The 19,445-nt window shown below is 65.4% G+C and carries 20 protein-coding genes and 1 pseudogene; 8 read left to right on the top strand and 13 right to left on the bottom strand.

Going from position 1 to position 19,445, the window contains the following annotated elements:
- Positions 1 to 261 precede the first annotated feature (261 nt).
- Positions 262 to 786 (top strand): tetratricopeptide repeat protein, encoded by a 525-nt coding sequence (locus ACW2Q0_RS03570; protein WP_457185970.1) that lies wholly within the window; start codon positions 262 to 264, stop codon positions 784 to 786.
- 91 nt (positions 787 to 877) lie between these two features.
- Here ACW2Q0_RS03570 and ACW2Q0_RS03565 read toward each other — a convergent pair whose 3' ends face one another.
- Together ACW2Q0_RS03565 and ACW2Q0_RS03560 are read right to left on the bottom strand one after the other, a co-directional pair.
- Positions 878 to 2,227: a serine hydrolase domain-containing protein gene (locus ACW2Q0_RS03565; RefSeq protein WP_457185968.1), complete on the bottom strand. Its 1,350-nt coding sequence runs from the start codon at positions 2,225 to 2,227 to the stop codon at positions 878 to 880.
- 184 nt (positions 2,228 to 2,411) lie between these two features.
- The gene (locus tag ACW2Q0_RS03560; RefSeq protein ID WP_457185966.1) at positions 2,412 to 3,434 is read right to left on the bottom strand and encodes a zinc-dependent alcohol dehydrogenase; all 1,023 of its coding nucleotides are present in this window, start codon (positions 3,432 to 3,434) and stop codon (positions 2,412 to 2,414) included.
- Positions 3,435 to 3,959: 525 nt separating this feature from the next.
- Between ACW2Q0_RS03560 and ACW2Q0_RS03555 the strand changes: the two genes are divergently transcribed.
- Positions 3,960 to 4,712: a rhomboid-like protein gene (locus ACW2Q0_RS03555; RefSeq protein ID WP_457185964.1), complete on the top strand. Its 753-nt coding sequence runs from the start codon at positions 3,960 to 3,962 to the stop codon at positions 4,710 to 4,712.
- Positions 4,713 to 4,931: 219 nt separating this feature from the next.
- Here ACW2Q0_RS03555 and ACW2Q0_RS03550 read toward each other — a convergent pair whose 3' ends face one another.
- Entirely contained in the window at positions 4,932 to 7,019 is a 2,088-nt protein-coding gene (locus ACW2Q0_RS03550; protein ID WP_457186128.1) for an ArnT family glycosyltransferase, read from the bottom strand.
- Positions 7,020 to 7,227: 208 nt separating this feature from the next.
- Here ACW2Q0_RS03550 and ACW2Q0_RS03545 point away from each other — a divergent pair, with 208 nt between their 5' ends.
- The gene (locus ACW2Q0_RS03545; RefSeq protein ID WP_457185962.1) at positions 7,228 to 7,545 is read left to right on the top strand and encodes a hypothetical protein; all 318 of its coding nucleotides are present in this window, start codon (positions 7,228 to 7,230) and stop codon (positions 7,543 to 7,545) included.
- Between the two features lie 213 nt (positions 7,546 to 7,758).
- On the opposite strand, the gene ACW2Q0_RS03540 is transcribed toward ACW2Q0_RS03545, so the two are convergent.
- The 5 genes from ACW2Q0_RS03540 to ACW2Q0_RS03520 all read right to left on the bottom strand — a co-directional run bounded on the left by ACW2Q0_RS03540 (position 7,759) and on the right by ACW2Q0_RS03520 (position 11,185).
- Positions 7,759 to 8,193 carry a PIN domain-containing protein gene (locus tag ACW2Q0_RS03540; RefSeq protein WP_457185960.1) on the bottom strand — a complete coding sequence of 145 codons (435 nt, stop codon included), beginning with the start codon at positions 8,191 to 8,193 and terminating at the stop codon, positions 7,759 to 7,761.
- On the bottom strand, positions 8,190 to 8,435 hold the full coding sequence (locus tag ACW2Q0_RS03535) for a CopG family transcriptional regulator (RefSeq protein ID WP_457185958.1): 246 nt from the start codon (positions 8,433 to 8,435) through the stop codon (positions 8,190 to 8,192). Before ACW2Q0_RS03535 ends, ACW2Q0_RS03540 begins: the two co-directional genes overlap by 4 nt.
- Positions 8,436 to 8,665: 230 nt before the next feature.
- Complete coding sequence (locus ACW2Q0_RS03530) at positions 8,666 to 9,505, bottom strand: alpha/beta fold hydrolase (RefSeq protein ID WP_457186126.1); 840 nt, start codon at positions 9,503 to 9,505, stop codon at positions 8,666 to 8,668.
- Positions 9,506 to 9,797: 292 nt separating this feature from the next.
- Complete coding sequence (locus tag ACW2Q0_RS03525) at positions 9,798 to 10,712, bottom strand: D-alanyl-D-alanine carboxypeptidase family protein (RefSeq protein ID WP_457185956.1); 915 nt, start codon at positions 10,710 to 10,712, stop codon at positions 9,798 to 9,800.
- A 236-nt stretch (positions 10,713 to 10,948) separates the two neighbouring features.
- Positions 10,949 to 11,185 carry a hypothetical protein gene (locus ACW2Q0_RS03520; RefSeq protein WP_457185954.1) on the bottom strand — a complete coding sequence of 79 codons (237 nt, stop codon included), beginning with the start codon at positions 11,183 to 11,185 and terminating at the stop codon, positions 10,949 to 10,951.
- A gap of 18 nt (positions 11,186 to 11,203) precedes the next feature.
- On the opposite strand from ACW2Q0_RS03520, the gene ACW2Q0_RS03515 reads away from it, so the two are divergent.
- Both ACW2Q0_RS03515 and ACW2Q0_RS03510 read left to right on the top strand, forming a co-directional pair.
- A complete protein-coding gene (locus tag ACW2Q0_RS03515) occupies positions 11,204 to 11,860 on the top strand; it encodes a hypothetical protein (RefSeq protein WP_457185953.1) in 657 nt (218 codons plus the stop codon).
- A 48-nt stretch (positions 11,861 to 11,908) separates the two neighbouring features.
- Positions 11,909 to 12,130, top strand: a pseudogene (locus ACW2Q0_RS03510) (KUP/HAK/KT family potassium transporter); the annotation flags it as partial.
- 93 nt (positions 12,131 to 12,223) lie between these two features.
- Here ACW2Q0_RS03510 and ACW2Q0_RS03505 read toward each other — a convergent pair.
- A complete protein-coding gene (locus ACW2Q0_RS03505) occupies positions 12,224 to 13,441 on the bottom strand; it encodes an alpha-hydroxy acid oxidase (protein WP_457186124.1) in 1,218 nt (405 codons plus the stop codon).
- A gap of 231 nt (positions 13,442 to 13,672) precedes the next feature.
- Between ACW2Q0_RS03505 and ACW2Q0_RS03500 the strand changes: the two genes are divergently transcribed.
- Complete coding sequence (locus tag ACW2Q0_RS03500; RefSeq protein ID WP_457185951.1) at positions 13,673 to 13,891, top strand: hypothetical protein; 219 nt, start codon at positions 13,673 to 13,675, stop codon at positions 13,889 to 13,891.
- Positions 13,892 to 13,918: 27 nt separating this feature from the next.
- On the opposite strand, the gene ACW2Q0_RS03495 is transcribed toward ACW2Q0_RS03500, so the two are convergent.
- From ACW2Q0_RS03495 to ACW2Q0_RS03480, 4 genes are all read right to left on the bottom strand, one after another.
- Entirely contained in the window at positions 13,919 to 14,437 is a 519-nt protein-coding gene (locus tag ACW2Q0_RS03495) for a permease (protein ID WP_457185949.1), read from the bottom strand.
- A 57-nt stretch (positions 14,438 to 14,494) separates the two neighbouring features.
- Positions 14,495 to 15,688 (bottom strand): RNA-guided endonuclease InsQ/TnpB family protein, encoded by a 1,194-nt coding sequence (locus ACW2Q0_RS03490; RefSeq protein ID WP_457185947.1) that lies wholly within the window; start codon positions 15,686 to 15,688, stop codon positions 14,495 to 14,497.
- A 257-nt stretch (positions 15,689 to 15,945) separates the two neighbouring features.
- Positions 15,946 to 16,464: a hypothetical protein gene (locus tag ACW2Q0_RS03485; protein WP_457185945.1), complete on the bottom strand. Its 519-nt coding sequence runs from the start codon at positions 16,462 to 16,464 to the stop codon at positions 15,946 to 15,948.
- 178 nt (positions 16,465 to 16,642) lie between these two features.
- Complete coding sequence (locus ACW2Q0_RS03480; RefSeq protein ID WP_457185943.1) at positions 16,643 to 17,626, bottom strand: aldo/keto reductase; 984 nt, start codon at positions 17,624 to 17,626, stop codon at positions 16,643 to 16,645.
- Between the two features lie 172 nt (positions 17,627 to 17,798).
- Here ACW2Q0_RS03480 and ACW2Q0_RS03475 point away from each other — a divergent pair, with 172 nt between their 5' ends.
- Together ACW2Q0_RS03475 and ACW2Q0_RS03470 are read left to right on the top strand one after the other, a co-directional pair.
- Positions 17,799 to 18,281 carry a protein-tyrosine phosphatase family protein gene (locus tag ACW2Q0_RS03475; RefSeq protein ID WP_457185941.1) on the top strand — a complete coding sequence of 161 codons (483 nt, stop codon included), beginning with the start codon at positions 17,799 to 17,801 and terminating at the stop codon, positions 18,279 to 18,281.
- A 339-nt stretch (positions 18,282 to 18,620) separates the two neighbouring features.
- Complete coding sequence (locus ACW2Q0_RS03470; protein ID WP_457185939.1) at positions 18,621 to 19,391, top strand: RluA family pseudouridine synthase; 771 nt, start codon at positions 18,621 to 18,623, stop codon at positions 19,389 to 19,391.
- The last annotated feature ends 54 nt before the right edge of the window (positions 19,392 to 19,445 follow it).

Here is a 19,445-nt window from a genome sequence, read left to right as displayed (position 1 = left end):
CTCCGGAGAACCTCCGAATGTTGGCTGTTACCCAACGAAATGCATACTACCGCAGTAGGCCACCAGCTCGTCCACCGCCCGGATTTGTCGGCGGCCCGTAGGACAACGGACACTGCGCGATCGGCACCTGGTTGTGGTCCCCCTGTTTCCGAGTCCGAGGGTGAGTTCGGCAGGTACACGATGCGCCCCATGGGTTCCGCGCGGCGAGGGATCGGCTGAAACCCGCTGAGCACATAGTCTTTTCGACCGTACAGTGGACGGATGAGCATCGTCTCGGAGTACGAGAAACTGATTGCCGACCAGACTCGCGTGCTGGGCTCCGATCATCCCGACACCCTGACCACCCTGCGTCGGCTCGCCGAGTTCCGTTTCGACTGCCGCGATTACGCGCGCGCAGCCGACGACTATGGGCAACTGCACGCGGCACGGGTACGCCTTTACGGAGCCGACCACCCGGATACGCTGACTGCGTTGTACAACCTTGCCACCAGCCGTGCGATGACAGGCGACCTCGCCACCGCGACCGCTGACTATCAGCAGTTGTACGACTCGCGTACACACGTGCTCGGCGCCGACAGCCCCGACACACTCCGAGTGCTCAATGCTCTGGCCAGCTGCCGAGCAGACGCGGGCGACCACGAAGGCGCCGCCGCCGACTACCAGCGACTGCTCGATGCACGAACCCGCGTGCTCGGCTCGGAGCACGAAGAAACCCTGCGCACCCGCGGAGACCTGATCTACCAGCAAAGCCGATTGCTTTCAGATCAACAGCAAACCCCGGACTAGTACGCTAACACCGATTGCGGCGATCAGATCGGGTAGACACCGACGATGACCAGGCGTTTTTCAGTTGCCCATGTTTTGCGTGTCAGGTGATTCAGCGGATGCCGGGCGTGCGCGGGTCCGGACCGAGGCAGGCTTGAATGACGCAGCCCGGCGGGGTATCCGCGAACGGCGGTGCCAGCGGGTAGTTCAGGCAGCTGAAGACATTGCAGCCCGGATATGCCGCGGGCCCGACGCCGAAGACCGCGAGCAGCAGATTCGTATCCACGAACCGGCTCGGATCCGCGCCCAGCGGCGGTTCGACATACGGACCGGGATCGGGCACCGGATGGTCCTGGAATGCCGCGAATAATCGGCGGAAGAATTCGTGCGGCAGCTCCGTGGTGTCCTGCAGGGCTCCCTCAATGCCCTGGTTGCTGACACTTCCGAAGACTCCGGTCCACACCACCGTCAAATCCAGACTCGGCACGATGAAGACGTTCTGCATGCCGAGTCCGACCATGAAATATATGTCGGCGGGCTGGAAGTCGTGGGACTCTTCGCATCCGAGGCCGATCCAGAACAGGTAGCCAAAGCACCTGTTCGCTGGTGACGGCTGGCGTGCCATGCGCAGATAGGTCTCGGAGAGGAGTCGCTGCGCGCCCCACCGCCCGTTATTGCTCACCAACAGACCGAGCTTGGCGAAATCGTTCGGCGGGATCAGCAGATGGGCGTATCCGTAGGTGTGCCCGGCGCGATCGCGCGCCCAGTAATAATCGCCGCGTTCGATGCCGAGCGGATCGAAAAGCTCACGCTGCGCGAACTGCTGCAATGGCTCGCCGATGGCCAATTCGATGACATAGGCGAGCAGATCGACATCGCGCTCGCTGTAGCTGAATGCCGCGCCCGGCGGATTATCCAATGGCACCCCGAGTGCCTGCACGGCACTATTCGGATCGATCGGAATCACCCCGGTAACACCCTCGGTAAGGATGCCCGCAGCCAGGCCGGACGATTCGGTCAGCAGATTCTCCACGGTGATCGACCGATGCTGCGCATCACCGAGTCCGGGTGGCAGATACCGATCGATCGGCGCTGCTATATCGAGTTTCCCCTGATCCCAGGCTATTCCGGCAAGCAGGGAGATGACGCTCTTCGTCGCACTCCAGATATTCCAGGCGACATTGCCGGTCTGATCGTTCGTCGGACCCTCACCGATCAGGCAGTTGTGCCGGAACACCTGCACATTCAACCGATTACGCCCACTGGCGAACGTCACGGCGTCCGCGAGCAGTCCCGAATCTAGTCCAACCTGTTCCGGCGCCGCCCGTTCCGGCTCCCGCCCGGACGACACCTCACACGACAGCTGCCCGGCGGGTGCGGCCTGCGCACCCCCCGCGAAAACGCTCCCAGCGACCATCGATACCGCCGCGACTCCGGCCAGGAATCCGTATATGCGACCCATAGCTCGAGGCTATCGCTCCCGACAGCGCCGGAGCGGACAACAGGCTGAGAAGTCAGGCGCGCGGCGGATCGGTACGCAAAGTGTCGTCGAGTTGACTGGTCCGGTCTCGTTCAGCACTCCCACGTCGAGGTCGCGGTGGCCTCGACCGTGGGGTTTGCGGGCTGGGTTGTCATCGCCATGTCCGTCAGTCCCGCAGGTCGAACACCAGGCGGGCGTCGACCTGTCCGGTTTCGACCGCCTTGATGGACTCATTGACCGTGTCGAGCGTGCGGGGCTCTCGGATAACGGTGGTGCGGCCCTCGGCGTGCAGCTGGAATGTTTCGGCCAGGTCGACGCGGGTGCCGACGATCGAGCCGGTGATGGTGATTCCGCCCAGCACGGTCTCGAAGATCGGTACCGAGACGTTGTTGTCGGCCGGCAGCGCGACGAAGACCAGTGTTCCGCCGCGTTTGAGGCTGCGGTAGGCCTGTTCGAAGGATCGGGGTGAGACCGCGAGCGCGATCGCGACATCCGCCCCGCCTAGCGCCTGGATCTCCGCGGCCGGATCGCTGGTCGATGCGTTGAAGCAGTATTGCGCGCCGAGACTGCGCGCCAGCTCGAGCTTGCTGTCGATGATGTCCACCGCGACCACCGATGCTCCAGCGATGCGCGCGTATTGCAGTGCCAGATGGCCAAGTCCGCCGATGCCGAAGACCGCCACCAGATCCGACGGCCGGGCGCCGGATACCTTTAGTGCCTTGTAAGTCGTGACCCCGGCGCAGGTCAGCGCGGCGGCGTCGAGCAGGTCGATACCGTCGGGAACGTGACCGACGAAGGACGCGTTGGCCTTCATGTACTGGCTCCAGCCGCCGTTGACGCCGTAACCGGTGTTCTTCTGGTCGGGGCACAGCGTTTCCCGACCCGAGGCGCAGTATTCGCAAGCGCCGCAGGCGAATCCGAGCCACGGGACGGCCACCCGGTCGCCTTCGCGCACGGCGGTGACCTCCGGGCCCAGGCGTTCGACGATCCCGATGGCCTCGTGGCCCGGCACGAACGGCGGAGCCGGTTTGATGGGCCAGTCGCCGTGCGAGGCATGGATATCGGTGTGACACAGCCCGGAGGTCTCCACCCGGACGATGACCTCGTTGGTACCCGGATCGGGCACATCGATCTGTTCGATGCGCAGCGGCTCGTGGAAGCTGTACACCACCGCGGCGGTTGATTTCATGATCGCTCCTCCATTTGTTCGAGCATCGTGAACTCGGCTGGGGTGAAAGCCTGTAACCGTCACGAAATGGTGTCGTCGTTACCGGCGATCAAATTGCCGCAACGCGCCCGCACCATCACCAGGCTGTCCGGCCGACCCGGGGCCGCATGGTTTCGGCTGTGACACTCATTGGGATTCTCCGGCTGTGTCGCGTCAATGCGAACACCGACAACCGTCGCACTCGACAGCACCGCCCAGGCAGTGCCCAAAGTCCTTGTTACCGACACCATCTGGCACCGGGCGAGTCGAGGATCCGGGGCTCGCCGACGCCCTCGCCGTGGTGACCGGTGCCAGTCGAAGGGTATTCGGGTCAACCGCCACCGTTCACGCGCTCAGCAGCATGTGTGGACGTGGCTCGAGCGGGATACCCGTTGCAACGCTCCGGACTGGTCGGACGATTCTGGCCGTGCTGATCGTGGCACACTCGGTGGATACTGTCAGCCGATTCGTCGCCTTCCGGTGGGTGTTCACCCACGCCCCGACCCGATGAGAGTCACCTTGCGCCTGATTCGCAGCTACTTCGCCGCCGCCCCGGCCACGCTGGTGTATCTGTTCACCATCCTGGTCACCTGGTGGACCCTGCGAGGCGCCGACCAAAGAGTCAGCCACCGCCTCATCCTCAGCGCGTCGACCAACCTGCACAACCTGCGGACCGAACCGCTGCAAGTGCTTGGGGCTTCCGCGTTCTGGATGGATCCGGGCAGCAACCCGACCCTGGCCATCATCGAATTCCTGGTCCTGATGGTGGCGGCCGAGCGCTGGCTGGGGACCCTGCGCTGGATCGCGACCTTTGCGCTCGGACACATCGGCGCCACTCTGATCGTCGCGACCGGAATCGCCTACGCGGTCGACCACCATCTTTTGACCACACGGGGCATCACCCACGCCGCCGATGTGGGCTACAGCTACGGGTTCATGGCGGTGGCCGCGATCTTCGCCTACCGCTTCCGCGGACTCCTGCGATTCGCTTGGGCCGCGACACTGGCCGTGATCCTCGGCATCGCCGCCTGGCGCGGTCAGACCTTCACCGATTACGGGCATCTCACCGCCATGGCCCTCGGCCTGGCCGCGTACCCGGCCGCGGCGCTGATCGCCAGGCTGTGGCGCCGCAGCCGAATCAATACTCGGCGTCGCGCCGATGCCCGTCCTCGAGTTTCGGCACCTCGTGCTGATACGGCGGGTGGCGACACCGCCGTGAACTGTTCGACGGTTGTCACCGGGACTGCCCCACTCCGGTGAACCAACCACACGATCGCTATCGATAGCTGCGCCGGATATGCCGAAGCACGGTCGTACACCACCCAACGTCATGGATGTGACACAAACCCTGTGGGGCCAGCCCTTCACCCTCGGCTGAATGCCGGTTCGACGCGGCTACGGGATAGTCGACGGGACAACGACAAAGGCCCGACGCGCAACGACATCTGTTGCGCGCCGGGCTTTTCTGTTTTCGCACGGCTATCCGTGATATCCGGTCAGGTTGTACGCCGTCGCGTTGCCGACCTGCTGGGCGGTGAAGGTGGCCGTCACCCAGTTGGTGATGTCGGTGTGCTGGTTACGACCGAAACCGCCTGGGCCACCTGGGGTTTGGGCGGGCTCCGCACCGCCCTGTTGCCGGTGCGACTGCCCACCGCCGACGGCAGGTGCCGCCCCGGCATTACGGCCGTTGTCGACGCCGGGGTCCCGATCGCTGGTCTCGCCGTTGTTTGCGCCCTGGTCACGACCGTCGTTCTGGACGATGTAGTAGGTGATCTCGCCGTCCTTCACGTCGGTCTGGAACTGCGCCAGCGTCGGTGTCGGATCACTGCCCGAGAAGCCCCCGATGGCCATGACCGCCTTGTCGCTCTGCAACTCCAGCCCGGCCGCAGCAGACGAGCCGTTGATCGCCGCCGCCCACGTCGAGTTCGTCGCCTGCAGCAATGCCGCCAACTGCGGATTGGACTGACTCTGCCCGAAGCCTGCGCCGCCGCGGCCCGACGCCTGCGCCGGCCCCACGGTCGGGCCGCCACCCGAGTGCGCGGTGCCGATGGTGGCGAAGGAGTAGGCCGCCGCACCCGACATGCTGCCGATCAGGCCGACCGTCAGCACCGCGGCCGCCAGCCGGTTGGTCCGGTGCGCCCACGGCAGCCCGATCAGCACCGCCGCCACGATCGTCACCGCCACGATCGCCCAGCGCAGCTCGGGATACCAGCCGCTGTTGCGATGCAGCAGCACGAAACTCCACACTCCGGTGACCGCCACCAGCGCGGCCAGACCGAGGCGGCCGAACGTCGTGTGCCGTTTGGTCCACATCTCATGGATCCCGATCGCGAACATCCCGGCCACGCCCGGTGCGATCGACAGGCAGTAGTACGGGTGCACCATGCCGTTCATGTAGCTGAGCACACCGCCGTCGATGACGATCCAGCCGCCGAATACGATCGCGGCCGCCCGCATCACATCGGTGCGTGGCGCACGGCCACGTGAGACCAGCACCAGCACCAGCGCCACCAGCGCGGCGGGCAGCAACCAGCCGATCTCGAATCCGAATTCACCGGTAAACAGGCGTTCCACCCCGCGCACCTGCCCGCCGAAACCACCGAATCCGCCGCGTCCGCCCGCAGGCACCTGCGGGGCTCCGGAGGGCAGCTGCGCGGCACCGGCCGCCGCATTCGCCCCGGTACTCGGACCGTTCGCCGGTCCACCCGGGCCACCCCCGTGGTTGCGGCCGAGCACCCGCGCAAAGCCGTTGTAACCCAACACCAGATTCATGAAGTTGTTGTCCGTCGAGCCGGCCAGATACGGGTGGCTCGACGTCGGCCACAGCAGGGTGACCAGCACATACCAGCCGCTGGACACCAGCAGCGCGAGCAGCGCGCCGAACAGCTGCACAATCCTGTTGCGGATCGGATTGGGCGCGGCGACCAAGTAGGCCAGACCCAGTGCCGGCAGCACCATCAGACCCTCGAGCATCTTCGCGAGGAACGCGAAGCCCAGCGCCGCACCGGCCAGCAGAATCCACCTCGTCGAGGCGCGTTCGATGGCCCGCACCGTCGCATAGGCGGCCGCCATCATGAGCAAGACCATGACCGCGTCCGGGTTGTTGAACCGGAACATCAAGGCCGCCACCGGCGTCAGCGCCAGGGCGGCGCCGGCCAGCAGGGCCGTGTAGTGACTGCCCGCCACCCGCCGCACCGCACCGTACAGCAACGCCACTGCGGCCACGGCCATGACAGCCTGCGGGACCAGCATGCTGGCACTCGAGAAACCGAAGACGCGGCCGGACAGCCCCATCACCCACTGCGACACCGGCGGCTTGTCGACGGTGATGAAGTTGGCCGGATCCAGGGAGCCGAACAGCAGGGCCTCCCAATTCTTCGAACCGGCCCAGGCGGCGCCGGCATAGAACTGGTTGCCCATGCCATTGATGGTGATGTTCCACAGGTACATCACCGCCGTCGCGATCAGCAGCACGGCCAGACCGGCACGTTCGGCGACTCTGCCGCCGAATCCGCCGACCGGATGGGAGGCCGCAGGCTGCGGCGGTATCACCGATTCGGTGTCCATAAGGGTTGTGGTCACGAAGGCTATTCAGCCCGCCGGACTCCAGAGCAACCTGTGAGCCCGCAGTGAGCTTGCCGTGACGACCGACGCAGGTATTTGACAGCGGCAGCCCAGGTCATTCACAGACACGGCGACTGTACTGAACGATCGAGCCGCCCCGGAACCGGCCGGCTCTGCGCAAACCGCGTATTCACGCTCCGAAGGGAGACTCATGTCCGTTCAATCAGTCCGCCGCCGTCGTGTCCTGGCTCGGCTTGCGGTCGCCGCCGCTGCGGTAGCCGTCCCGGTCGCCACTGTGGCGGGACCTGCTTTGGCCGAGCCGGCGGCTCCCGGCTCGCACGTGCAGTTCGTTGATGACGACTGGCACCACCATTGCGATCGGTGGGACCGTGACGATTTCTGCCGCGACCGCGGCCCCGGCGACTGGCGCCGCCGCGGCGACGGTGGCTGGGACCGCGACGGTGGCTGGGACCGCGATGGTGGCTCCCAGCCCGCCCCGGGCCTGCCTCCGACGGGTAGCAGCATGTAGGCGACGAGGAACAGCTCCTCATCCGCCATAGCCCTGGGTCGGCCCGACGCACAGCGCAATCGGGCCGACCCAGCTGACAACCCGCGAACAGACATACACCGGCTTACCCATAGCGGTCCTATTCGTGATCGGCCCCCAGAACTGGGGAGCTTGGGCGACCTGCCTCAGCCCGCCGATACTCACCAGGGAGCGCAGCGGGCACCGACAGATCGGCTAGAGATCGTCGGGCAGTAGGCGGAACGCGGCATGACCAGTGAGCGGGGTAAGTGCGCGGAAATCACGTCGGTCGAGTGTCAACACCTCCACAGTTTCGTATCGCTCGGCTAATGAAACATTGGTGGCGTCGGTGAGGTCCAGGCGCATGGCGATGTATCTGTTCTGTACCTTGCGCGCGACCCGCAACAAGTCTGCCGAGATCGTGGGCACTTCGATGCGTCCGGTGTGCTCTTGTGCCAACAACCAATCATTAACCGCATAAGCGGCTTGACGATTGAGATTTCGGGTGGTGATGTGTTCGACTTCGAGCAAGACGAGTGGAGAAACGATGGTAAGCGCCGCCTGCTGCAGTGCTGCGCGCGCGGCGGCGTGCTCGGGATCTGCGGAGTTGAAAGCGGCGACCAGACCTGAGGTGTCGCCGATCACGATCATCCAGCATCGGCTTCGGTGATCGCTCCTCGCACAGCGTTATCGATCTCGTCCGCCGTCACCGCATGCCCGTAATCGAGAACGGGGATATCCCATGCCTCGTCCCATCGGCGAGTGCGTATCGCGGCCAGATGAAAAGCTTCACGAAAATACTCGGACTCCGGCCGCCCTTCGCGGGCCGCGGCCATCTTGACCAACTCGAGGTCGGCCTCGTCGACCATGACCGTCGTCTTCTTCAAGCCCATATGGTTATGGTACCCGCACCATAACATTCTCGGCCCTACACACGGCCGTCGCCGATAGACCACAATCCCCACATCGGGCGGGCGGCAGAGGCCCTGGTGGCAGCTCGAAACTCGATCCCACTTCAACTGTCAGCGCTCACCAGAAGAATCGCCGGTCAGAACGGGCCCATCCTTAATAGCGTCCTGCCTGCGACTCGCGTTCCGCGCTCAGGATGCCTCTCGGCCGGCGGTTACAGGGCGAGCATGGCGACAGCGACCTGGTCGGCCGCGGTGTGGCGCAGAGCGGTACCCATGTCGTCGAGGACGAGCAGTCGCGCCCCTGGGATTTCGGCGGCGAGGATCTCGCCGTTGCCGACCGGGAAGAACGGGTCGACGCGACCGTGCACCACGAGCGTGGGCACCTCGAGCTCACCGAGCCGGCCCCGCCAGCGCGGGGCGCAGTCGATCCGGGCGAACACCATCCCGAGCTGGTTCGCCTGGTGCACCGCAGGATCGCTCGACGGCGTCCGGTCCCAGATTCGGGCCGCCGTCGCCCGCGCGTCCGCCGGATCGTTGCCCATCGGCTCGGCCCCCGAGGCGGCGAACGCCACGACAGCGTCCCGGTCGGTCCAGTCCGGCAGCGGGCGGGAGAACAGCGCGCCCATGACCTCGAGGTCGTGGTCCGGCAGGTCCTCGTCGACCGGGCCCGGCGCCACCGGCCGAGTGCCGACGAGGGTCAGTGCGGAGAACACGTGCGGGTGGTCCAGCGCGGCGACCTGAGCGACCATCCCACCGACGCCGACCCCACCGAGATGGGCGGTCCCGGCACCGAGCACCCCGACCAGCGCGGCCACGTCGGCGACGAGATCCCGCAGGTCGTAGGCCGGATTCTCCGGGTCGAGGGTCGTCGACGCGCCGGAGTCACGCAAGTCGTAGCGGACCACGCGCCGCCCGCCCGACGCGAGCCGCTCGCACAGCGCGGCGGGCCACGACAACATCGTTGTACCGCCGACCAGCAGGATCAGCGGATCGTCCTCGCGGCCGAAGCTCTCGATGCCGAGATCCACACCGTTCGCCCGCACCGAGGTCATGCCCCATCGAAACGCTCTCGTCATGGCTGGACTCCTGCCTGTCGGTATCGCCAGAGGTATAGACGACAGATTCACCCGAAAGTCATCGGTGTAGTCGAGATCGTGTCGCAGCCGGCGACGCCGATCTCACCAGCGCCATTGAAGATGGCGATCGCCCAGGAAATCCAGCGAATACGCCAGGCGACACTCGATCGCAAGCTCGCGGCCCGCTACCCATCCGTCCAGGTCGTAACGCTCGGTACAGGGTAGCCATCGACTCCCGGTCAACACCGCCGTCAGCGACGCGCCGGTGCTACCCGATCGGCAGCGCGCTGAGGATCGGGTCGTAGGCCCAGTTCAATATGCGCTCGGCGTCGTCCTTCGCGGCGACGCCGCTGTCGGGTGAGCTGTGCAGGACCACACCGATCAGCGGTATTCCCGCCCGGACCGACTCGAACAACAGGCACGTTCCCGCCGCGTCGGTGGATCCGGTTTTGATGCCGATAGTGCCGGGATAATCGCGCAGCAGCCTGTTCGTGGTCTGCCAGAGATGCTCGCGGTTGCCCGGACCGGCGGGCAGGTGATAGCTCTGCGATCTGGCAATGTCGCGGAACACCGGCAGGCTCATCGCGCGCAGGCCGAGCGCAACGAGGTCCGTCGGTGTGGAGTAGGTGGAGTAGTCGGTGGGGGCGGGCAGCCCGCTGGGATCGGTGAAATATGTTCCCGCCAGACCCATTTGGCGCGCGGTGTCGTTCATTTTGGCGATGAAGCCGTCTTGGCCGGGACCGTAGGCCTCGGCGAGGGTATATGCGGCATCGCAGCCCGAGGGCAGCATCATCGCGTAAAGGAGTTGCCGCGCGGTGAGCACCTCGCCGGGGACCAGGCCTGCGTTGCTTCCGCCATACTCGCTGCCGTAGGCGATGACTTCTTGCGGCACGGTAATTGTCCGATCGAGGTCACCAGCGTTGATCACGACAAGTGCAGTCATCACCTTCGCGATGCTGGCTATCGGAACCGGGGTATTCGGCTGTCGCGACCACAGCACCGTACCGGTGATTCCGTCCGCCAGCGCGGCTCCCGACGCCTGCACTCCGTCCGGCTCAGGAGCCAGCCAGGGCAACTGAATATGGGTATCGCCCGAAGCGGGGCTGATCGTGACGCCATGACCGGCCGTCACGACCAGCGTCCCCACAATGACGGACTGCAACAATCGGGCAAATGTCTGCATGGGCCATATTCTGCCGCCCGTTCCCACAAATCAGCGAAATTTCACTGACCGTATTATTGTTTACTGCGACGACAGCATGCAAACAGCTAACACAAGACATGCTGAGCTTGATGGCTCTCGCGTGCGACCGCTCGTTTAACGCCATGGCCGCGCCCCCGTGGGAAAGATCGCATTGGCCGGCAACGGATCTCACCCGCCTCTTGCCGTCAGGTACCTGCGCCCGCTCCCGACTGTGGTCAGTGCTGAAACAAACGGCGGATGCGCCTGCGGATGCCGACAGTGCCCCGAGGTATTGGCGCGGCGGTTTCGGTGGCCATTTCGAACGAGGCCGCCTGAGCGAATCGCCTGTGCAGTTGTTCGCGGACCTGGTCCGGAGTGTAGGCACGGCGACGACGCTCAGCGCGCACCACCACCACACCAGTCGCGACCACACCAGCCGCACCCGCCAATCCCACTGCCTTCCACCACCTCATACCGCATAGGCTACGTCCATGACGGGTACGAGCATCAGTCTCGATCGAGCGCTCGAGATCACCAGAACTGGCGACATCTGGCTGTTCCGTGGCCATTCGGCAGCCGACCGCGCGATTCGGATGACGACGAACAGTCCGGTGAACCATGTCGGCATGTCGGTCGTACTCGACGATCTGCCCGCGCTGATCTGGCATGCGGAGCTCGGCCGATCACTGCCCGACATGTGGACCGGAGTCGCGCACCGCGGCGTCCAATTACACAACCTCCACGACGCGGTACTGGTGTGGGCACACCGCTACGGTCAGCAGGCATGGTTGCGCCAATTGAACCGTCCGGCAACCGAAGAGATGGAAGACAGCTTGCTGCGCACCATCGCCCGACTCGACGGAACCCCCTTCCCTTCCACTGCCGGTCTCGCCGGACGCTGGCTACGCGGTCGAGTACGGCTTCCGCGACGCCGACCGAGCCGAGCGGGCGCCAAGGAGCTGGAAAGCGCGTACTGCGCCGAGATCGTGGCCGCGACCTACCAGTCGATGCGACTGCTGCCGCAGCACCGAAAACCCAACTGGTATGACCCCGGACGGTTCTGGAGCGGCGACGGGCTGCAGCTGAGTGGCGGCTACGAGCTGGGTGGCGAAATAGCCGTGCAAACACCCGCGGGGCCGAACCGCTGACGACGACGGCCGATGGTGTGCGGTATTGGGCACCGCGAACGGGGCGAGCTGGCCACCATCGACCCCGCCGATACCGAGGGACGGCTCGATCTCGAGCAGGCGTCGTACTTTCTGTCCAAGATCGAACTGCGAGCCGGGAACCAACCGTCGATGGCCAGGTGGCGCAAACGATTATTCATCGCCACCTCCTACATCACCGCCGATGCCGCCGAATACTTCGGCCTCCCCCGCGACCGCACCGTCATCATGGGTTCCCACATCGAGGTATAGCCCCGCAGCCACGCATCGCATGGCAATTGCTCGCACCGGCCGCGTCGGCGTCGGCTCCCGGTTCCGCAACGAGATGGCCGACTCGGATAAGCGTTATGGCGCGGGTCGACGGTAATCGAGCAGTTGCACGTGGCGCGGCTCCAACTCCTCGATCGTGCCGACACCGAGCAGCTTCATGGTGCGCGCGATCTGGGTCCGCAGAATGTCGATCGCGCGGTCGACGCCCGCCTCGCCCCCGGCCATCAGCCCGTACAGGTAGGCCCGGCCGATAAAGGTGAAGCAGGCGCCGAGTGCGAGCGCGGCGACGATATCGGCACCGTGCATGATGCCGGTATCGAGGTGGATCTCCATATCGTTGCCGACCTCGCGCACGACCGAGGGCAGCAGATGCAGCGGCACTGGTGCCCGATCGAGTTGGCGCCCACCGTGATTGGACAGCACGATTCCGTCTACGCCGAGCCCGGCCAGACGTTCGGCGTCGGCGACGGTCTGCACGCCCTTGACCAGTATTCGACCGGGCCAGCGGTCCCTGATCCAGGCCAAGTCGTCGAAACCTACGGTTGGATCGAACATGGTGTCGAGCAGTTCGGCAACCGTCCCGGACCAGCGATCCAGTGAGGCGAAGGCCAGCGGTTCGGTGGTAAGGAAGTCCCACCACCACCAGGGCCTACGCAAGGCGTCGATGGCACCGGACACCGTGATGGACGGCGGCACCGTCATCCCGTTGCGCACGTCCCGCAGCCTGGTGCCCGCGACCGGGACATCGACTGTCACGACAAGGGTGTCGAATCCGGCCAGCGCGGCCCGTTCGACGAGAGCCAGCGAACGATCCCGATCTGTCCACATATACAGCTGGAACCAGTTGCGCGCGTCGGGACCGGTGGCCGCGGCGACATCCTCGATCGCCGTTGTGCCCATCGTGGACAACGTGAACGGAATCCCGGCGCGTTCGGCGGCACGGGCGCCCGCGCGTTCACCCGCGGTGTGCATCATCCGGGTGAACCCGGTCGGTGCGATACCGAAGGGCAATTGGGCGGTCGCACCGAGCACGCGGACGGTGGTGTCGGTAACCGAGACATCACGCAGGATATCCGGGTGGAATTCGATGTCGGAGAAGGCTTCGCGCGTCCGCCGCAGACTGATCTCGGCGTCGGCGGCACCGTCGGTGTAGTCGAAGGCGACCTTCGGAGTGCGGCGCCGGGCGAGTTCGCGCAGATCCCAGATGGTCTGGGCGCGAGCCAGTTTGCGCCGCCGACCACCGAACGGACGGTCGAACTTCACCAGCGGCGCCAACTCTCGCGGACGCGGCATTCGGCGTTCTGTATGCACGGCAATTCCCTTCACGGTTCGGCGGCCTCGCGAACGAGCCATCTGACGAATCCCCGCCGTGGAAGCGCGGACTATGGGTCAATGGGTTCACGGTGCGGTCATGATAGGTGTCGCCGCGCGCGGAATTCGGGCTCCCCATCAGGGGGGACGGTGGATTTCGATGTCCGCACTAGGCTGCGACGCGTCACCAATCGAAAAGCGAAAGGTAGCAATATGATTCGGAAGGCCATTCTTGCGGTTACGGCCGGGGTGCTGATCAGCACACCCGCGACGGCATCGGCCGAGGTGACCGTCGTCGACCAGCCGACTACCGCACAGGAGGTGGGGTTCAGCACCGGATCGGGCGTTTCCGACGCCATCATCAACGCGCTGATCGCCGCGATCTTCGGCCCGAATGATCCGTCGACCTGCAAGTTCCCGTACTGCTTCTGAGGAACAGCCGCTGCGGCATTGCAAGCGCTACTTCGATAGCTGCGCAGGCTCGCTCCGGCGAATCCTGCGCCAGCGGGTGACCAGAAAGCCCGCGCCGAGAACCAATGCCACGGCGACGATCGCGCCGACCAGTGTGGCACCTCGGAAGCCCGGTGCGTCCACATCGAGAATTCGCTGACCAGCGTGCGCGCCATTACCGTCCCCGAGCACGATGGTGAGTGTCATCAGATTCGGGATGGCCGTCACCACGGCGGCGACCGCCGCTACCGCCGCGAGGTATCGGCCGTAGCGGCGACGCCAGACCAGCGGCGCGATCAGTAGCAGCACCAGCGGTACCGCGGTACACAGCGTGCCGAACATCAGCCCCCAGCCGATGCCCTTGGCGAAACTACCGTGCGCGAGATCCGCGATCCGCTGCCCCCACCAGCGCGGAATGAATGCCGCGAGTAGGAAATACGAGGCGACCAGCACCACCGCCGCCACCAGCAGCAGCGCGATGATTCGATTGCGCCAACGCGGCACCGAGCGACTGTCGGCCGATACCACCTCGTTCTGCTTGACGTCCTCTCCCGCCTGAAGGCGGGAGATTCCGGTCTACGCGGCTTAGGCCGCGTTCCCGGTGGGTTCCTGCTTCACAGCCTGTTGCGCACCCAAAGACGCGACTGACACCAACTCCACAGGCGTTGAACTGTCCGCACGTCCGGCGGCCAGAATGTTCATCGCGGCGTTCAAATCCCGGTCGTGGGATACCCCGCAGGTGCACGTCCACTCGCGCACGTGCAACGGTTTCGGACCGTCGATCGCGCCGCACACCGAACACATCCGCGACGACGGAAAGAACCGATCCACCTTGGCGAAGGTGCGGCCGTACCGCTGCGCTTTCTCCTCCAACATGCGGGTGAACATGCCCCACCCCGCATCGTGCACCGACTTCGCCAACCGGGTACGAGCCAATCCTTTGACGCACAAGTCCTCGACGTACACCGCTTGGTTTTCGCGGATGATCATCGTGGAGTGCTTGTGCGCCCAATCCCTGCGCGTATCGGCCACCTTGGCGTGCGCCCTGGCAACCTTCAGTCGGGCTTTCGCCCGATTCTTCGAGCCTTTCTCCTTGCGGGACAAGGACTGTTGCGCCTTGCGGAGTTTCCGCTCGGCCTGCCGCAGGAAACGCGGCGACGCGATCGTCTTGCCGTCCGACAGCACCGCGAATGTCGTCAGGCCCAGGTCGATACCCACCTCGGCATCCACCTCGGGCAGCGGTTGAGTGTCGACCTGCACCACGAACGACGCGAAATACCGTCCAGCCGCATCCTTGATCACCGTCACGCTCGACGGTTCCGACGGCAATTCCCGCGACCAGCGCACCGCGACGTCGCCAACCTTCGGCAGACGCAGCTTCCGCCCAGCGGTGACCGTGAACCGCGCGTTCTTCGTGAACCGAACCGACTGCCGATTGTCCTTCCGGGAACGGAACCGAGGCGGGGCAACCCGCGCTCCCTTCCGTTTCCCAGTCACGGACTGGAAGAAGTTGCGGTATGCGGTATTCAGGTCCGCGAGAGCCTGCTGCAACACCACCGACGACACCTCGGACAACCAGACACGCTCCGGTGCCTTCTTCGCCTCGGTTAACCGTCTCGACAGCTCGCCGTCCTTGACGTACGGCAGACCTCCAGCGCGGGCCGTTTCCCGCGCAGTCAGGGCATCGTTGAACACCACCCGCGCACAACCGAACGCCTTCGCCAACGCCACCTGCTGACCCACTGTCGGGTAGAGACGGAAGTTGTACCGAAGCTGCACCGTTCCAGTATATCGTTGCGGCGCAACAGATTCCGGCTCGCAGCATGTGTTTTAGGGCACGCTCGGGCCTTGGCGGCCCTCCCGCGTCCGCCTTCACCACCGGGCTGAAGCCCGGCGCACTAGCGGACACTCGGTAGCCATAACCACGATTATGCGCGCTCGCGCCTATTCCGTTCAGTGGCACGTTATTTCATAACCAGGCTGGCGATTATTCGAAAACGGGTACCGGACACACTGCCCGGTACCCGTTCCACGGTTCAGTTGAAATGCGCCGCGAGGATCGGAACGTCGGCACCGCGGGCCTCGCCCGCGATACACGACCCAGCCAATACCATGGCATTGCCGATCGGACCCTGTTCCACCACCAGATGACCACCCGCACCGGGCCCGTCGATAATGGTTACGGTGTTGGCCGTAGACATGCTGACGCCCCCCGGCACATGCCATGGCCCGCTGATCCGGCTGACCGCGCCATTGGACCAGTTGACCTGGCCGTCGATCTGACCGTCGACATCCCTGCAGCTACCGTTTCCGCTGAAGGTGCCGCTCACCGTGGCCTCGGACGCGGGTGTCCCCGCGCAGCCGGTGAAGTTGCCGTTCCAGGTGGCCGTGACCGGCGCGACCATAAGGCCGAGCGGACTTGTGCTGTAACTGAATTGGCCGCCAGAGCAGCCGCCGGCAATCGGCTCGGCCGTGGCCTGCTGGGCACCGGTGAATGCGGCGGCGAGTGCGGCGACAGCGACGGCCCCTGCCGCGATCCTTCGGGAAATTGCCATGACGATACCTTCTCCTTTCGATCGAACTTGATCTGATGGAGCAGCTGACGACAAGCAAACGCCAAGATCGTAGACGGCGCGTCGGGCGCAGGCTAGTCAGCCCACACATATTCCCGGGATATGCCCGTAGAGCGCACGCCGGCCCGTTTGGTAATGGGCCTACGTCCCGACCGATAATTCAGCGACCGGCGACCTTGGCGAGATGTTCCGGATAGCGCGCGCCGGCGAATGCGGTGGCGGGTGCGGCGGTATCGATGCGGGCGAGATCGTCGGCGGTCAACGTGATCTCGGCGGCGGCGACATTTTCTTCGAGGTAGGCGCGCCGCTTGGTGCCCGGAATGGGAACCACATCGTCACCGCGGCTCTGCACCCAAGCCAGCGCCAATTGTCCTGCGGTAATGCCCTTTTCGGCGGCCAACTCGCGCAAGGTCGCGACAATGGCGAGGTTGCTGTCGATGTTGTCCTCGGCGAATCGTGGTAGGCGGCGGCGCAAATCGTCGGCGGGCAGATCGGCGGTGGAGGTGATGGCGCCGGTCAGGAAACCGCGGCCGAGCGGTGAGAAGGGCACGATACCGATGCCGAGCTCGCGACAGGTCGGGAGCACTTCGGCCTCGATATCCCGTGTCCACAGCGACCATTCGCTTTGTAGGGCGGTCACCGGATGGACGGCGTGCGCGCGGCGGATGGTCGCCGCCGAAGCCTCCGAAATGCCGAGGTAGCGCACCTTGCCCGCCCGCACCAGTTCCGCAAGCGCACCCCAGGTCTCCTCGACCGGGACATTCGGATCCACGCGGTGCTGGTAGTAGAGGTCGATGTGGTCGACGCCGAGCCGGGCCAGCGACGCATCACAGCTCTGCTCGACATACGCGGCATCGCCACGGGCGCCCATGCTGCCGTCCTCGCCCCACACGATGCCGAATTTGGTCGCGAGCACGACCTGCTCGCGGCGGTCGGCGATGGCTTTGCCGACCAAACGTTCATTGGTCTCCGGGCCGTAGATATTGGCAGTGTCCAGCAGCGTCACGCCCAGATCCAGCGCACGGTGGATGGTGGCAACGGATTCGTCTTCGTTATCGCGCACGCCGTAGGCCTGGCTCATCCCCATGCAGCCCAAACCCTGTGCACCAACGGTCAGCTGACCGAGCTTCCTGATCGGAATCATGCTGGTTCCTCCTTGGTCGACGATTTCGCCATCGACGCTACGAGCTGGAGTGCACTCCAAGTCAAGCGCCGAGTCGGCGGAGCGAATGACGACCGGGCGCGTTTTGTCGAGCCGTCGCCATGACATACGGCGGCGGTACCGTAGAAGCTGGGCCTGACGCGGGGAGGCAACGATGGTGCAGATGGAGCGGCCGCCCAGGATGCGGACACCGGATGCGGATGCGCCGTGGCATGAGATCGTGCCACAGTTGTGGATGGGTGGGCATCATTACGGGAATGCCGAGGGCGTGCGGGTACCCGCGATAGTCGGAACCGAATTCGATGTGGTGATCAGCCTCTACCAGGCCGACGGGCACGGACCGGGACCGGATGTCGAACACCATCACCTCGGCATTCCGGATTCGGCGCTGCGCGCCGAGCAGCGGGCGGCGGCGCGCGAATTGGCCAGCATCGCCGCGGCCGCGGTTCGCGCCGACCGCAGCGTCATGGTGCGCTGCCAGTACGGATACAACCGCTCGGGTCTGGTTGTCGCGCAGACACTGCTCGATCTGGGACATTCGGTCGATGACGCCATCGCCCTGATCCGGCGGCGGCGCTCCCGGTACGCGCTGAACAACGAGCTCTTCGTCAACTATCTGACGACCGGGCTCGAATAGCGAAATACCAAGTGCCCCAACCTCGGTATCTACCGAGATCAGGGCACTCAAGTCTCGACAACCGATGCGAATCATCGCGGCGTATCGGCCGGATCGGCAACGGTCGGATGCGCGCCTTCGCGGTGCGCCCGGCGCGCATCCTCGAAGAACCCCGCGAGAACATCGCCGACAGCACGGCGATACCCGCACGATGCACCCGGAATTCGCCGCCGTCGCTGGTTCCGGTGAGCCGGATGACGCGATCCGCGCAGCGTGCGCGTCCGCGGATGCAACCGCCTGCGGCCGCACACCCTGCGGCGCAACGGCAAGCACCGGGAGCGCACGACCTAAGCTCGTCCGGTGGAGTTCGAGTGGGCCGAGTTGCGCAGGAGCTGCGTTGTCGCGGAGGACACAGCGGTGCTGGCGTTGAACAAGCCCGCCGGGATTTCGGTGACGGGAGAGCGCCACGACAGCGATATCGTCGAGGCGGCGGCCGCGGCGGGGGAAACGTTGTATCCGGTGCACCGGATCGACAAGGTGACCTCCGGCCTGGTGCTGTTGGCCAAGGAGCTGGGTGCGCACGGGCAGCTGACCAGGCAGTTCAATAAGCAGACGGCGGAGAAGGCGTATCTGGCGATCGTCGAGTCGACTGGTCTGCCCGATCGCGGCGTCATCGAACTGCCGCTCAGTGTCGGCCGCAAGAACCGGGTCCGGATCGCCGCGCCCCGCGAATGCATTCGCGAGCGGGCGGGCCGCTGGTGCGTAGACGAGGCGGACCTGCTCGCCACCAAGAACTACCCCTCGACCACCGAGTTCACGACGGTCCTGCGCACCGATACCCGCACCCTGCTCGCGGTGCGCCCCATCACCGGCCGCCGCCACCAGATCCGCGTCCACCTGGCCTGGATCGGCCACCCCATCGTCGGCGACCCCCTATACGACAAATCCGCCCGCTTCGACCGCACCTACCTCCACTCCTGGCAGCTCGCCCTGGCCGCCCCTTGGCGCACACCCCCAATCCTCACCCTCCAAGCACTCCCGACCCCCGACTTCTGGCACCCCCTCGACCCCACCCCCGACCCCGAGGCCCTGCTCCATCACGCCACCAACCTCCTACATACGGCCGACTAGCCCCGACGCCGCGCACCCGCGTGCAGTGACTACTCCGGCCAGCTCGGGGAACGA

Source organism: Nocardia citri, from assembly GCF_054065835.1.
Note: the sequence above shows the minus strand (reverse complement) of the source record. Positions and strands in the feature narration are given on the sequence as shown.